Source organism: Streptomyces sp. DS1-CR2 (assembly GCF_055760475.1).
Genome location: NZ_CM147085.1, coordinates 8,631,731 through 8,646,076, shown reverse-complemented (window position 1 = coordinate 8,646,076; position 14,346 = coordinate 8,631,731). Strand labels below are relative to the sequence as shown.

13 protein-coding genes and 1 pseudogene are annotated in these 14,346 nt (G+C 71.6%); 8 read left to right on the top strand and 6 right to left on the bottom strand.

Annotated features, from left to right (window positions below; translation table 11 throughout):
• Positions 1-269: 269 nt before the first annotated feature.
• On the bottom strand, positions 270-773 hold the full coding sequence (locus tag ACY0PA_RS40425; RefSeq protein ID WP_473082316.1) for a DUF2000 family protein: 504 nt from the start codon (positions 771-773) through the stop codon (positions 270-272).
• A gap of 49 nt (positions 774-822) precedes the next feature.
• Here ACY0PA_RS40425 and ACY0PA_RS40420 point away from each other — a divergent pair, with 49 nt between their 5' ends.
• A complete protein-coding gene (locus ACY0PA_RS40420) occupies positions 823-1,617 on the top strand; it encodes a helix-turn-helix transcriptional regulator (RefSeq protein WP_473082315.1) in 795 nt (264 codons plus the stop codon).
• 81 nt (positions 1,618-1,698) lie between these two features.
• On the opposite strand, the gene ACY0PA_RS40415 is transcribed toward ACY0PA_RS40420, so the two are convergent.
• Positions 1,699-2,157: a MarR family winged helix-turn-helix transcriptional regulator gene (locus ACY0PA_RS40415; RefSeq protein ID WP_473082314.1), complete on the bottom strand. Its 459-nt coding sequence runs from the start codon at positions 2,155-2,157 to the stop codon at positions 1,699-1,701.
• Positions 2,158-2,303: 146 nt separating this feature from the next.
• Between ACY0PA_RS40415 and ACY0PA_RS40410 the strand changes: the two genes are divergently transcribed.
• Entirely contained in the window at positions 2,304-2,861 is a 558-nt protein-coding gene (locus tag ACY0PA_RS40410) for an AAA family ATPase (protein ID WP_473082313.1), read from the top strand.
• A gap of 186 nt (positions 2,862-3,047) precedes the next feature.
• On the opposite strand, the gene ACY0PA_RS40405 is transcribed toward ACY0PA_RS40410, so the two are convergent.
• Together ACY0PA_RS40405 and ACY0PA_RS40400 are read right to left on the bottom strand one after the other, a co-directional pair.
• Complete coding sequence (locus tag ACY0PA_RS40405; protein WP_473082312.1) at positions 3,048-3,848, bottom strand: ABC transporter ATP-binding protein; 801 nt, start codon at positions 3,846-3,848, stop codon at positions 3,048-3,050.
• 89 nt (positions 3,849-3,937) lie between these two features.
• Positions 3,938-4,139: pseudogene (locus tag ACY0PA_RS40400) on the bottom strand (hypothetical protein); the annotation flags it as partial.
• Positions 4,140-4,190: 51 nt separating this feature from the next.
• On the opposite strand from ACY0PA_RS40400, the gene ACY0PA_RS40395 reads away from it, so the two are divergent.
• The 4 genes from ACY0PA_RS40395 to ACY0PA_RS40380 all read left to right on the top strand — a co-directional run bounded on the left by ACY0PA_RS40395 (position 4,191) and on the right by ACY0PA_RS40380 (position 8,822).
• Positions 4,191-5,177, top strand: coding sequence for a threonine/serine dehydratase (locus ACY0PA_RS40395; protein ID WP_473082311.1), 987 nt, complete (start codon positions 4,191-4,193; stop codon positions 5,175-5,177).
• A 137-nt stretch (positions 5,178-5,314) separates the two neighbouring features.
• Entirely contained in the window at positions 5,315-6,991 is a 1,677-nt protein-coding gene (locus ACY0PA_RS40390) for an NAD(P)/FAD-dependent oxidoreductase (protein ID WP_473082310.1), read from the top strand.
• Positions 6,988-8,475: an ATP-binding protein gene (locus ACY0PA_RS40385; RefSeq protein ID WP_473082309.1), complete on the top strand. Its 1,488-nt coding sequence runs from the start codon at positions 6,988-6,990 to the stop codon at positions 8,473-8,475. The genes ACY0PA_RS40390 and ACY0PA_RS40385 overlap by 4 nt, the downstream gene beginning before the upstream one ends.
• Complete coding sequence (locus ACY0PA_RS40380; protein WP_473082308.1) at positions 8,472-8,822, top strand: UBP-type zinc finger domain-containing protein; 351 nt, start codon at positions 8,472-8,474, stop codon at positions 8,820-8,822. Before ACY0PA_RS40385 ends, ACY0PA_RS40380 begins: the two co-directional genes overlap by 4 nt.
• Before the next feature lie 26 nt (positions 8,823-8,848).
• On the opposite strand, the gene ACY0PA_RS40375 is transcribed toward ACY0PA_RS40380, so the two are convergent.
• Positions 8,849-8,986: a hypothetical protein gene (locus ACY0PA_RS40375; protein ID WP_473082307.1), complete on the bottom strand. Its 138-nt coding sequence runs from the start codon at positions 8,984-8,986 to the stop codon at positions 8,849-8,851.
• A 115-nt stretch (positions 8,987-9,101) separates the two neighbouring features.
• On the opposite strand from ACY0PA_RS40375, the gene ACY0PA_RS40370 reads away from it, so the two are divergent.
• Positions 9,102-9,407: a cupin domain-containing protein gene (locus ACY0PA_RS40370; protein WP_473082306.1), complete on the top strand. Its 306-nt coding sequence runs from the start codon at positions 9,102-9,104 to the stop codon at positions 9,405-9,407.
• A gap of 25 nt (positions 9,408-9,432) precedes the next feature.
• Here ACY0PA_RS40370 and ACY0PA_RS40365 read toward each other — a convergent pair whose 3' ends face one another.
• Positions 9,433-9,885, bottom strand: coding sequence for a hypothetical protein (locus ACY0PA_RS40365; protein WP_473082305.1), 453 nt, complete (start codon positions 9,883-9,885; stop codon positions 9,433-9,435).
• A 379-nt stretch (positions 9,886-10,264) separates the two neighbouring features.
• On the opposite strand from ACY0PA_RS40365, the gene ACY0PA_RS40360 reads away from it, so the two are divergent.
• Positions 10,265-14,317, top strand: coding sequence for a Pls/PosA family non-ribosomal peptide synthetase (locus ACY0PA_RS40360; protein ID WP_473082304.1), 4,053 nt, complete (start codon positions 10,265-10,267; stop codon positions 14,315-14,317).
• The last annotated feature ends 29 nt before the right edge of the window (positions 14,318-14,346 follow it).

Here is a 14,346-nt window from a genome sequence, read left to right as displayed (position 1 = left end):
TTCAGGGTGGTGCGGACACGTGAGGTGTCAGATGTTCGTCGCGGGGGTCCGGTACCGGCCGCGCAGCCGGTGCCGGGCACACCGAGACACCAGGATCACCTCGAACCGTGACCGGGGAACGACGACAGCGGTGCGGTGACGCACGGCCCGGCTCCCCTCACTTGTCACGGCGCGCGCTGCGACGTAGGGCAGCGGCGTGGATACGTGGCGAGTGTAGGGAACCGGGCCCGTGCCGGGCACCCGATTAAAAGCGCCCGGAGGCGTATCTCTCAGGGATGCATCCGTGCCCCCTTGAGGACCTTGTCGACGGCGCCCCGCGCGCCGTACACGGCCATGCCGACCAGGTCCAGCTGGTCGGCGGGCACCGCCCGGACCGCCGCACGGTTGTCCCCGTCGTTGCCCGTACCGAACAGCTCCGCCGTGAACACCGCTGTCGGCAGCGAGCGGGACAGGGCGCGTCCGTGCGCCGTGGTCAGGGTCTGCTTCGACCCCTCGAAGACCAGCACCGGCTGACGGAACATCGGCAGGTAAGTGGTCGCGTCGGCGTCCTCGTACGGGGCTCCGACCACCTCGGGCGCCGCCGTACCGAGCCCGCTGACCAGGAACGCGGTCACGTTGAGCCGCTGCCAGGGCTCCAGGTCGTCGCGCAGCAGGACGGCGATCTTGGTGTCGAAGCGGACGGGCGCGCGGCCGGAAGGGTCGTCCGCCCCGGCCGGGGTCGACGCCGGCGTCTGGATCGCAATGTCGGTGAGGGTCTCGTCCATCGTTCTCATGTTTCGAGACTGCGCTGTCCACCCCGGTCAGGTCTTGTACGTTCCTTGCATGGTGCCCCGGCCGGAGATCTCCGCTTGGCGCCCGCAGGTCGCGGGTGTCGTGGAGGTGTTCCACGCCCACTTCACCGAGCACGCGTACCCCATGCACGTCCACGACGCGTGGACGCTGCTGATCGTCGACGACGGCGCGGTCCGCTACCACCTGGACCGCCACGAGCGCGGCACGCCGGACGACACCGTCAGCCTGCTTCCGCCGCGTGTCCCGCACAACGGGTCGCCCGCCACCGCACACGGCTTCCGCAAGCGCGTCCTCTACCTCGACATGACGCAGCTCGACGAGTCCTTCATCGGTGCGGCGGTGGACGGGCCCGACCTCACCGACCCCGTCCTGCGCACCCGAGTCGGCCAACTCCACAGCGCGCTCGAGCACCGGGGCGACGAGTTCGAGGCGCAGAGCCGCCTCGCCCTGATCGGCGAACGGCTGCGCACCCACCTGCGCCCCGGCTCCCCCGACACCGAGCGGCCCGGCCGGGGCGTCGCCCACGATCTGCGGGACCTCCTCGACGCACGGCTCCTGGACGGCATCGCCCTGGACGAGGCGGCGCGTCTCGTCCACGCCCACCCGACCCATCTCGTACGCGCCTTCAGCGGCGCCTTCGGCATCCCGCCGCACCAGTACGTGATGTCCCGCCGCGTCGATCTGGCCCGCCGCCTGCTCCTAGACGGGCAGCCGCCGGGCGAAGTGGCGACCGCCGCCGGCTTCTACGACCAGTCGCACCTCACCCGGCACTTCAAGCGCGTACTCGGCACCACCCCCGGCCGCTACGCCCGCACCGCCCCGTGAGCGCTTCGGGTGCTTTTAGCGGGTGTTGTACATCTTCGCGGAACCAGTTCCATGTCCGATGGCCGGACCGCCCGGCCGCCGTCAGTGGTGCCAGGCGTGCCCGCCCGTGTTGTGGATGAAGCGCTGAAGCACCTTGAGGGTGGTCAGATACTCCTCGTCCGAGATGCCCGCGTGCCGCTCGGCCCACAACTCCCCCTGGAGCGCGGCCAGTTCGTCGAAGAAGTCCTTGCCCGCCGCTGTGAGCGAGAGCCTCCCCTCGGCGTCCTCGGTGAGCCAGCCGCGGGCGATCGTCGCGTCGATCTCCTCCGCCAGGACGGCTTCTCCCGCGTCGAGGTAGCCGCTGAGGGTTTCGGACACCTCACCCCGCGTCTTGACGTGCTCGGCCCGTGCGACCTGCGCGAGGACCCACCACTGCGGCTGGGTGGTGCCCTTCTCCGCGAGGGCGCCCCTGGTGCGGGTGACGACTGCCTTGTAGGCGGCCCAGGCCCAGTAGCCGATGGGCTGCTCGATCAGTTCCGCGTCGTTGTGCGAGTACTCCATGGCTGGTTCGCTCCGTCCGGTGCGCACGATCCTTCGGTGCATCCGAGCCTAGAAACTCAACCGCACTTGAGGTCCAGGGCCCGCGGCTCAAAAGATCGCGCGATTTCGGATCGCGCGAGACCGCCGCCCCCTGTCACCCTGCTCTCATGAGTGATGCGGAAGTGCTGCTTCTCGGCGGACGGGCCGGTGTCGGCAAGACGACCGTGGGGTGGGAGGTGTCGGCCCTCCTGCGCGGCATGGAGGTGTCGCACGCCGTGATCGAGGGTGACTTCATGGGGCAGGTGCATCCGGCGCCGGAGGGCGACCCGCACCGGGCCGGGGTCACCGAGGACAATCTGACGGCCGTGTGGAGCAATTTCGCCCGGCGCGGCTACCGCCGCCTCATCTACACGAACACGGTCAGTGTGCTGCCCGAAGCGGCCGGCATGTTCGAACGCGCCATGGGAGCGGGCGTCCGGATCGTACGGGTCCTGCTCACCGCCTCCGACACCACCGCCAAAGAGCGGCTGACCGCCCGGGAAATCGGCTCGGAGCTGGAGAAGGAGCTGCGGGGCAGCGCCCGTAAGGCACGCCTCCTGGACGAGCGGGCACCCGCGGACACCGTGCGGGTGGCGACCGACGGGCGGACGGTCGCGGACATCGCCCACGAGGTGCTGGCGGCAACCGGATGGGGCGACCGGCCGCCTGTCACCGGGTGGGTCTAGGGCCGAGCGAGAGGCCCCGGCTCGCCGCGCCGAACCGCCCAGGCCTCATCCGGACGGTCGGCAGCGCCGTGGACAGCCAACTCGCCGTCGGCTTCCTGCAGTGCTCGGTCGTCGTGGTGCGCCGTGGCCCGAGGCGGTGCAGGACGAAGACTAGGGCGACCCCGGCCAAGCTCCGCCGGACACCCGCTAACCCGCCGTGCCCGAGCGGGCCAGCCAGCGGCCCCCGTGGCGTGACACCTCGATGGGGCGGCCGAAGCACTCCGTCATCCGGGCGGCCGTCAGCACCTCGTCGGCCCGGCCCCCCGCGAGAACGCGGCCGTCGCGCAGGAGCAGCGCGTGGCCGATCGCCGGCGACAGCTCCTCCAGGTGGTGGGTGACGGTGATGGTCGCCAACTCCCGCCGCTCCTCGGCGAGTTGACGCATGGTGTCGATGAGGTCCTCGCGCGAGGGCAGGTCGAGCGCGTTGAAGGGCTCGTCGAGCAGGAGCAGGGACGGGTCCGCCATCAGCGCGCGGGCGATGAGAATACGGGCCCGCTGACCGCCGGAGCAGACGCCGTAGGGCCGGTCGGCGAGTTCCTTGATGTCGAGTTCGGCCAGGAGCAAGTGCGCGCGCTCGCGCACGTCGGCGTCGTACGCGCGCCACAGCGGCTGCACGGTGCCGGTGTGCCCGGTGAGGACGACGGCGTGCCCGGTGAGGTCCTGCGGCACGCGCTGCGCGCTCGACACCAGGCCGATGTGTGCGCGAAGTTCGCGTACGTCGACCTTGCCGAGGCGGTGGCCGAGGACCTCGACGGTGCCGGTGGTGGGGTGCATCAGTGCGCCGATGAGGCGGAGCACGCTGGTCTTGCCGGCACCGTTGGCACCGAGCAGGGCCCAGTGTTCGCCGGAGCGCACCGTCCAGTTGATGTCGTCGAGGATGACCTGGCCCGTCGTGAACCTGCGCACGCAGGCCCCGTCGAGGGCGGCGACGATCCGTCCGTTGCTCACTGACGCCTCCTGTCGAATGGACCGGCACAGGTTAGCTGCACACGGCATTCAAACGCGGAGATGTCCAGTTCGCGGACCTTGGCGGGTGGTCAGGGGCTCTTGACGGTGGCAGGTGGTGCTTCCGCGTCGCCCTCCGCGGCGAGGTGCGGCAGGACGCGGTCGAGCCGGCGCGGCGTCCACCACGCGGACCGGTCGAGGAGCGTCATCACGCGTCATCACCGCGGGCACCAGCAGCAGTCGTACGACCGTGGCGTCGATGAGCACGCTCGCCGCGAGGCCCAGGCCGAGCATTCCGTAGGGTCGTCACCACCAGTCACCACGCGCACATCCGAGGAGAAGCTCGTGACCATTGCCTTCCACGACGTACGGGCCGCGGCCGACCGCATCGCGGGGCACACTCGCCCGCTCGTGCCGGCTCCCGTGGGCGACGGGGCGTTCGACGGTGCGTTCGACGGTGCGTTCGGCGAGGCCGAAGGGTGGCTGGCGCTGGAGTTCCTGCAGCACACCGGGTCTTTCAAGGCGCGCGGCGCCGTCAATTTCGTGAGCAGCCACATAGAGGCGGGCCTGATGCCGGACGCGGGCGTCGTCATCGCTTCCGGGGGCAACGCCGGGCTCGCCTGCGCCTGGGCCGCGGCCCGCCACTCGGTCCAGGCCACCGTATTCGTCCCCGAGACGGCGCCCGCCGTGAAGGTCGACAGGCTCAGGCGCCTGGGCGCCTCGGTCCGGCAGGTCGGCTCGGAGTACGCGGAGGCGCTTGCGGCCTCGCAGAAGTACGCGGCCGAGAGCGGCGCCCTGGAGTCGCACGCGTACGACCACCCGCTGATCGCGGCCGGTGCCGGCACGGTCATGGAGGAGATCGTTCAGGCGCGGCCCGGCGTCGACACCGTCCTGGTGTCGGTGGGCGGCGGCGGGCTGTTCACGGGGATCGCCGCGTCGGCGCGGGAGCACGGCGTGCGGGTCGTGGCCGTGGAGCCGGAGCGCTGCTGCGCCCTGCACTCCGCGCTGCGGGCGGGCGCAGTGGTCGACGTCCCGGTCGACTCGGTCGCGGCGGACTCCCTCGGCGCGCGCCGCACCTCCGAGATGGCGCTCGAATGGGCGGGCCAGGACCACGTACGGTCCGTTCTCGTCACCGATGAGGCGATCGTGTCCGCACGTCAGGCCCTGTGGGACGACCGGCGGCTCGCGGTGGAGCACGCGGCGGCCGCGGCGCTCGCGGCGGTGACCTCCGGGGTCTACACGCCCGCACCCGGCGAGCAGGTCGCCGTGATCCTGTGCGGCGCGAACACGGACCCCGGCGACCTGACGCAGAGCGCACGCCTCGTGTCCTGAGCGTGCACCCCCGCGGGCGTTCCAGCGCAGACCCGGGCGATCGAACCTACGATGGGGTTCTCCGGCCGCTCCCCCGCGCACGCTCGCGGGGGCCGGCGCCGGGGCGAGACGCCGATGAGTTCGGGGTGGAAGACGCAATGGCACAGGCCGCAGGCCCAGCGCGCACTGTCATTCTGACTGTGGACGACGACCCGGGGGTCTCCCGCGCCGTCGCCCGGGACCTGCGGCGCCGCTACGGCGAGTCGTACCGAATCGTCCGCGCCGAGTCCGGCGCATCGGCCCTGGACGCGCTGCGCGAGCTCAAGCTGCGCGGCGACCTCGTGGCGGTGATCCTGGCCGACTACCGGATGCCCGAGATGAACGGCATCGAGTTCCTCGAGCAGGCCATCGACATCTATCCCGGCGCGCGCCGGGTCCTGCTGACCGCGTACGCCGACACGAGCGCCGCCATCGACGCGATCAACGTCGTCGACCTCGACCACTACCTCCTCAAGCCCTGGGACCCGCCGGAGGAGAAGCTCTATCCCGTCGTGGAGGACCTGCTGGAGACCTGGCGGGCCACCGACCGCAAGCCTGTGCCCACGACGAAGGTCGTCGGGCACCGGTGGTCGGCGCGGTCGTCGGACGTACGGGAGTTCCTCGCCCGTAACCAGGTGCCGTACCGGTGGTACTCGTCCGAGGATCCGGAAGCCCGGTGTCTGCTGGCCGCCGCCGGCGAGGACGGCTCGCGGCTCCCGATCGTGATCACCCCGGACGGCACCGCGCTCGTCGAACCCGAGGACGCGGAGCTGGCCGCGCGGGTGGGCCTGGCGACGACGCCGACGGCCGACTTCTACGACCTGGTCGTCGTCGGCGGCGGCCCCGCGGGGCTCGGTGCGGCCGTCTACGGCGCGTCCGAGGGGCTGCGGACGGTGCTCGTGGAGCGCTCGGCGACCGGCGGACAGGCGGGCCAGAGCTCACGGATCGAGAACTACCTCGGCTTCCCGGACGGCGTGTCCGGGTCGCAGCTCACCGAACGGGCCCGGCGCCAGGCCGCGAGGTTCGGCGCCGAGATCCTCACCGCCCGCGAGGTGACGGGCCTGGAGGTGAACGGCGCCGCGCGCACCGTGCTGTTCTCGGACGGCTCCTCCGTCTCCGCGCACAGCGTGATCCTCGCGACCGGTGTGTCGTACCGGCAGCTGGACGCCCCGGGCCTCGCGGGACTCACGGGGTGCGGGGTCTTCTACGGTTCCGCGCTGACGGAGGCGAGTGCCTGCCAGGGGCACGACGTGTACATCGTCGGCGGCGCGAACTCGGCGGGACAGGCCGCCATGTTCCTGGCCAGGGGCGCCAAGGCCGTCACCCTCCTCGTGCGGGGCCAGTCGCTGTCCGCCTCGATGTCGCACTATCTCGTCCAGCAGATCGAGGACGCGCCCAACATCTCCGTACGCACCGGCACCGTCCTCGAGGCCGCCCACGGCTCCGGTCATCTGGAACAGCTGACCCTGCGCGACGTGGCGACCGGGCACACCGAACTCGTCGACGCGCAATGGCTGTTCGTGTTCATCGGGGCGGCGCCGCTGACCGGCTGGCTGGAGGGGACGGTGCTGCGGGACCAGCGGGGGTTCATCATGGCCGGTCCCGACCTGACCCCGGACGGACGGCCGCCCGCGGACTGGGATCTCGACCGCCCGCCGTACCACCTGGAGACCAATATCCCCGGCGTGTTCGTGGCCGGGGACGCACGCTCCGAGTCCGCCAAGCGCGTCGCGTCCGCCGTCGGAGAGGGAGCCATGGCCGTCATGCTCGTACACCGGTATCTGGAGCAGTCGTGAACGGGCGGCGGGTTCCGTGCAGCCGCGAGGAACTGGGCTCGCTGTTCCTGTTCGAGAAGCTCGACGCGGACCAGCTCGACCGGCTGTGCCGCGAGGGCCACGTGGAGGCCTTCGATCCCGGGCCCGTATACGCGGAGGGCGATCCGGCGACCTGCTTCTACGTACTCCTTGAGGGCGAGCTCGTGCTGTCGCGCCGCGTCGGCGCCGACGACGTCGAGGTGAACCGGAGTTCCAGCCGCGGTGTGTACTCGGGCGCCTTCCAGTCCTATCTCGGCGATCGCGCCCCGCAGACGTACAACAGCTCGATGCGGGTCACGGAGCCTTCGCGGTTCTTCATCCTGCCGGCCGACACCTTCGCGGCCGTCATGCGGGAATGGTTCCCCATGGCCGTCCACCTGCTGGAGGGGCTCTTCTTCGGTGCCCGGAGCACCCAGCAGAGGATCGGGCAGCGGGAGCGGCTCCTTGCGCTCGGCTCACTGTCGGCCGGGCTCACCCACGAACTCAACAATCCGGCCGCTGCGGCCGCGCGGGCCACGTCGTCGCTGCGGGAGCGGGTCGCGGGCATGCGGCACAAGCTGGGTGCGATCGCCGCGGGCCCGTACCGGCGGGCCACGCTGGAGACGCTCATCGAGATCCAGGAGCGGACGGCCGAGCAGGTGTCCAAGGCTCCCGCACTGACCCCCCTTGAAACATCCGACCGCGAGGACGCCCTCACGGACTGGCTGGACGACCACGGGATCACCGCCGGCTGGCAGCTGGCGCCCAACTTCGTCCAGGCGGGCCTCGACATCGACTGGCTCGACCAGGTCGCGTCGGCCGTCGGCGAAGAGACCCTCGAAGGCGCCGTGCGGTGGCTGAACTACACGGTCGAGACCGAGCTCCTCATGAACGAGATCGAGGACTCCACCGCGCGGATCTCCCACCTCGTCGACGCGGCCAAGCAGTACTCCCAACTGGACCGGGCCCCTTCCCGGTTCGCCGACGTGCACGAGCTGCTCGACAGCACGCTGATGATGCTCTCCGGGAAGTTCGGCAACGGCATCAAGGTCGTCAAGGACTACGACCGCACACTGCCCGAGGTCCCCGCCTACCCCGGCGAGCTCAACCAGGTGTGGACGAACCTGATCGACAACGCGGTATCGGCGATGAACGACGCGGGCGGCGAGGGCACGTTGACCGTGCGCACCGCGCTCGATCGTGACCTTCTGCTCGTGGAGTTCCGCGATACCGGGCCGGGAATCCCCGCCGACATCCGTGGCCGCATCTTCGACCCGTTCTTCACCACCAAGCCCGTGGGCGAGGGGACCGGGCTCGGCCTCGACATCTCGTGGCGCATCGTCGTCAACAAGCACCACGGCCAGCTCGAAGTGCACTCGGAGCCCGGAGACACCCGCTTCCAGGTACATCTCCCCCTCACGTCCACGAACTCCGACCCGGAACCCGTACCCGACCCCGTACCCGACCCCCCTCAGGAGCCTTCATGAGTACCCCGAACGGAATCGACCCCTCGGTCGCGCCGAGCGGCACCGGCTGCGCCGAGTGCGACGCGCTCGGCGGCTGGTGGTTCCATCTGCGGCGCTGCGCCCAGTGCGGCCACATCGGCTGCTGCGACGACTCACAGGGCAAGCACGCGACGGAACACGCCAAGTCCAGCGGCCACCCGGTGATCCAGAGCTTCGAGCCGGGCGAGAGCTGGTTCTGGGACTACAACACGTCCTCACTCATCGAGACGGGCCCGGACCTCGCTCCCCCCGCCAGCCATCCCGAAACCCAGTCGGCCCCCGGCCCGGCAGACCGAGTCCCTTCGAACTGGACCGAGTTGCTGGGCTGACAGGTTCCCTGGATAAGCGTTCCGGATCAGGCCCGCCCCGGGGCCGTGAACGTCACGTCCGCCGAGTGCGTCGTCGTGTCCGCGTCGCTGCCGAGGGCCCAGGCCGCGACCCGAGAGACGGTGGCGGCCGGGATCTCATGACCGTCGGCGCCGGGCAGCTCCATAAGGTTTGCGCGCTCCCGTGCCTGTGTTCCACTGACGTCGGATGCCGGTCAGGCCTCTGACGTGGGCGTTGACGCCGACGCCGACGCCCCGTGAGCGAGAGCAGGGAGAGGTTCGATGACGACGACCGCGAAGCCGAGCGTGCAGCACGAGGACGAGCAGGTGCGGGTGACCCGCTGGGACTTCGAGCCCGACACGCGTACCGGCCGCCACGTCCACGAGCACGACTACGTGGTCGTGCCCGTGGTGGACGGCCGGATCAGCGCGTTCGCCCCCGACGGCACGGTGACCGAGTCGCAGCTGCGCGCTGGCGAGTCCTACACGCGCCCGGCGGGCGGCGAGCACGACGTCGTCAACACGGGTGGCACGTGGCTGGCGTTCGTCGAGATCGAGCTCAAGGGAACGTCGAAAGCCGTGGCGTAGCGCTCCGTCGGTCAGCTGGCGGCGGTCACTTCACGAGGTACTTGCACCCCGCGATCGACTTGCCGTCCTTGTTGTCCGCGACCTGCTTGCCGTCGACCTTGATGACGCAGGATGCCGGCTCGAGCTGACCGTCCGAGCCGGTCACCGAGCCGGGGACGACCGACACCAGGCTGCCGACCTTCGATTCAGCTCCCTTGATGGTCAGTTGGGTCGTCCTGGTCCAGGGCAGGTTCACCTGCTCCGTCTTGCTCTCACCGGCCGTCCAGAGGACCTGCGTACTGCCCTGGCCCCGCACCTCGAAGGTCACTTCGCGGGTCGCCTCCTGTCCCTCGGCCGGCTTCGAGGCCGCGTGCGAGGGGGCCTTCGACGTGTCCTGCTTCGCCCCGGCCTCCTTGCTGTCTCCCCCGCCACTGCCGCACCCGGCCAGCAGAGCGGCGGTCGCCGCGACCAGAGCAATACCGGTTGCCGTTCCGCGCACGTTTCCTCCGTGATCCCCGTACAACTCAGCATGTCGACCCGGGCACAACTCGCCCGGGCCGAACATCTGAGCATAGTGGGGCGCCCGGGACGGCCACTCGGTCGCGCATCAAGTCACCACACACGAATAGGTAATTCATGTGCGCCGAATAGGTAACTCGCATCCACTCAACCCCGGGCGCACCGACGGCCCACGGGCGGCTGACGACGGTCGCGGAGGAGTTAGCACTGTCACACAGATCCAGGCAAGTCCCTGCATGTAAACAATCGAGCGGGTTACTACACTTCGTCAGGTTGTTCGGCGCCCGGCCGGACCGGCAGCACGGCTTTCATGCGGGATCACCGTTGATCCAGCTCCGGCGGCGACACGCAAGGAACCCATGACGACCTCACACAACGGCAGCGACGGCCCCCCGCTCGACGGACCGCTGCCCGGCACGGTGGCACTCGACAACGCAGGGGGCGTCGCGGGGAAGCACGGGACGCCGCCGATCGAACCCCTCGACCTGACGGTCGCCTCCCCCGACGCGGAGTCCTTCGCGGACAGCACCGTCGCGGCACACAGCGGCACGGCCCTGTTCACCGCGGGGCCCGCCGCCCCTGCCCGCACCCTCATGAACATCTTCGGCGCGTCCGTGCGCGACCACCGCGACGAGGTGGCCCTGGATGACGGCGCGAAGCAGCTCACGTACCGCGCGCTCGCCGACGAGGTCGAGAGCTTGCGCGTGCGGCTCGCGCTGGCCGGGGTCCGCAGGGGCGACCGGGTTGGGGTCCGCGTCCCGTCCGGAACCAATGATCTCTACATCGCGATTCTCGGGGTGCTCGCCGTCGGCGCCGCGTATGTCCCGGTGGACGCCGAAGACCCGGACGAGCGCGCCGAGTTGGTGTTCGGCGAAGCCGGGGTCCGGGCCGTCATCGGCGCCGGCCACGACCTGACGGCGTGGGGACCCGACGGCAAGGAGGAGGGCGGCGCCAGGACTCCCCGGGGATCCGCCGACTGCCTGCCCGGCACCGAGGACGACGCCTGGATCATCTTCACGTCCGGCTCCACCGGGAAGCCCAAAGGCGTCGCCGTCTCGCACCGCAGCGCCGCCGCCTTCGTCGACGCCGAGGCCGCACTGTTCCTCGCCGACGAGCCGATCGGCCCCGGCGACCGCGTGATGGCCGGCCTGTCCGTCGCGTTCGACGCGTCGTGCGAGGAGATGTGGCTGGCCTGGCGCAACGGCGCCTGCCTGGTGCCGGTGCCGCGTTCCCGAGTCCGCAGCGGCGCCGACCTCGGTCCCTGGCTCGTCGAGCAGGACATCAGCGTCGTGTCCACGGTGCCCACGCTCGCCGCGCTGTGGGAGCCCCAGGTCCTGGACGACGTACGCCTTCTGATCTTCGGCGGTGAGGCGTGCCCGCCCGAGCTGGCGCAGCGCCTGGTCACCGAGGGCCGCGAGGTGTGGAACACATACGGCCCCACCGAGGCCACGGTCGTCGCCTGCGCGTGCCTGATGACCGGCGAGGAGCCCGTCAGGATCGGACTGCCGCTGGATGGCTGGGAGTTGGCCGTCGTCGACGAGGCCGGCGCCCCCGTCCCGCTCGGCGCCACCGGCGAGCTCGTCATCGGCGGCGTGGGTCTGGCCCGCTATCTCGACCCCGCCAAGGACGCCGAGAAGTACGCGCCGCTGCCCTCCCTCGGCTGGGAGCGCGCCTACCGCAGCGGCGACCTCGTGAGGGCGGATCCGGAAGGCCTCGTCTTCCTCGGGCGCGGCGACGAGCAGATCAAGCTCGGCGGGCGCCGCATCGAGCTCGGCGAGGTCGACACGGCTCTGCAGGCGCTGCCCGGTGTTGCCGGGGCGGCCGCCGCCGTGCGCACGGCGCGCGGCGGCAACCAGTTGCTCGTCGGCTACGTCGTCACGCAGGACGGCTGGGACCGCGCCGGAGCCGTCGAGCGCCTGCGGGCCGCGCTGCCCGCCGCCCTGGTGCCGCTCCTCGCCCCCGTCGAGAGCCTGCCCACCCGTACGTCCGGGAAGGTCGACCGGGCAGCGCTGCCCTGGCCGCTGCCCGGCCTGGAGACCTCCACGGGGCCCGCCGAGCAGCTGTACGGCACGGAGGCATGGCTCGCGGAACAGTGGGCGCACACGCTCGGGGTGTCCGTGACCGGTGCCAAGGACGACTTCTTCGCGATCGGCGGCTCCAGCCTGGCCGCCGCCCAGCTGACCACCCGGCTGCGCACCCGCTACCCCAGCGCCGCCGTCCTCGACATCTACCAGCACCCGACGCTGCGCAAGCTCGCCCGTCATCTGGAGGAGTCCGCACAGGGCACGGAGGCTCACCGCGATGTCGGGCCGGTGCCGGTGCGCGCCCAGATCGTTCAACTCCTGCTGCTGCTCCCGCTGTTCACGCTGGTGGGGCTGCGCTGGTGTGTGGCTCTCGCCGCGCTCGGCAATGTCCTGCACTGGTTCGGGTCCTATGCCTGGGCTCCGGCGGTGTCCTGGTGGTGGGTGGCCGCGGGGGCGGTGGTGCTGTTGAGCCCGGCGGGGCGGCTCGCGCTCGCCGCGGGCGGCGCGCGGCTGCTGCTGCGGGGCGTCGAGCCCGGCACGTATCCGCGCGGCGGCCAGGTCCATCTGCGGCTGTGGACGGCGGAGCGGCTCGCCGAGTACAGCGGCGCGACCTCGCTGACCGGTTCGTGGCTGCTGCGGTACGCGCGCGCCCTGGGCGCCCGGATCGGCGCGGATGTGGACCTGCATTCGCTGCCGCCGGTGACCGGCATGCTCAAGCTGGGCCGCGGCTGCGCCGTCGAGGCCGATGTGGATCTGTCCGGGCACTGGCTGGACGGCGACCGTCTGGTGATCGGTGCCGTCAAGGTCGGCGGCGGGGCCGTCGTCGGCACCCGAAGCCTGCTCTTCCCCGGTGCGCGCGTCGGCAAGAAGGCCGAGGTGGCCCCCGGATCCGCGGTGACCGCCCAGATCCCGACCGGCCAGCGCTGGGCCGGCTCCCCCGCCGTGAAGCTGGGCAAGGCCAAGCGGGACTGGCCGAAGCAGCGGCCGAAGCGCTCGTACGGGTGGCGGCTGATGTACGGCGCGTCTGGCCTCGCCCTCTCCGCGCTGCCGGCGCTCGCGGCCGTGCCCGCGCTCGCGGTGGCCCTCCGCTTCGTACCCGCGGACGCGGATCTCGGCGAGGCGCTGCGCGGCGCCCTCCTCGCGGTGGTGCCCGCCGCACTGGCCTTCGGATGCGCGTACGCGCTGCTGCTGTTGGGCGCCGTGCGGCTGCTGAGCCTGGGGCTGCGGCCGGGGCTGCATCCGACGCACAGCCGCACCGGCTGGCAGGCCTGGACGGTCACCCAGCTGATGGACGCGGCCCGGCAGACGCTGTTCCCGCTGTATGCGGGGCTCGTCACCCCTCTGTGGCTGCGGCTGCTCGGCATGAAGATCGGCCGAGGCGCGGAGGTCTCCACGGTCCTCGCCCTGCCGAGCCTCACCACGGTCGGCGACGGCGCGTTCCTCGCGGACGACACCCTGACCGCACCGTACGAACTCGGCGGCGGCTGGGTGCGGATCGGGCGGGCCGCGATCGGGCGGCGGGCGTTCCTCGGCAACTCCGGCATGACCGGTCCGGGACGCAGCGTCCCGGACGGCGGTCTGGTGGGTGTCCTGTCGGCGACTCCGAAGAAGGCCAAGAAGGGCACCTCGTATCTGGGGCTGCCGCCGATGAAGCTGCCGCGCGCTCCCGAGGGCGGCGACCACTCCCGAACGTACGACCCGCCGGCGCGGCTGCTGTGGGCGCGTGGCGCGGTGGAACTGTTCCGGCTCGTGCCCGTCTTCTGCTCGGCGGCGCTCGCCGTCCTTACGGGCGGGGTGCTGTGCGCGCTCGCCGGTGCGACCGGCGCGGGCTGGTGGGCGACTGCCGCGCTGTCCGGGGCGGTGCTGCTCGGCGCGGGCGTCGTGGCCGGGTTGGCGGCGGTCGCCGCGAAGTGGCTTCTCGTGGGCCGGCACCGGGCCGGTGAACACCCGTTGTGGAGCGGCTTCGTCTGGCGCGACGAGCTGGCGGACACGTTCGTCGAGGTGGTCGCCGTGCCGTGGCTGATCGGAGCGGTGCCGGGGACCCCGCTCATGACGCTGTGGCTGCGCGGCCTGGGCGCGCGCGTCGGCCGGGGCGTGTGGTGCGAGAGTTACTGGCTGCCGGAGACGGACCTGGTGACCCTCGGCAGCGCGGTCAGCGTGAATCGTGGCTGCGTGCTGCAGACGCACCTCTTCCACGACCGGATCCTGCGGATGGACAAGGTGGCACTCGGCGCGGGTTCGACGGTGGGCCCTGGCGGAATCGTCCTGCCGGGCAGTACGGTCGGCGCTCGCGCCACTCTTGGGCCCGCGTCCCTGGTCATGGCCGCGGAGTCCGTACCCGACGACACACGCTGGCTGGGCAATCCGATCGAGGCCTGGCGGTCCTAGGGGTGTCCGGACATCCCCTGGAAGGGCGG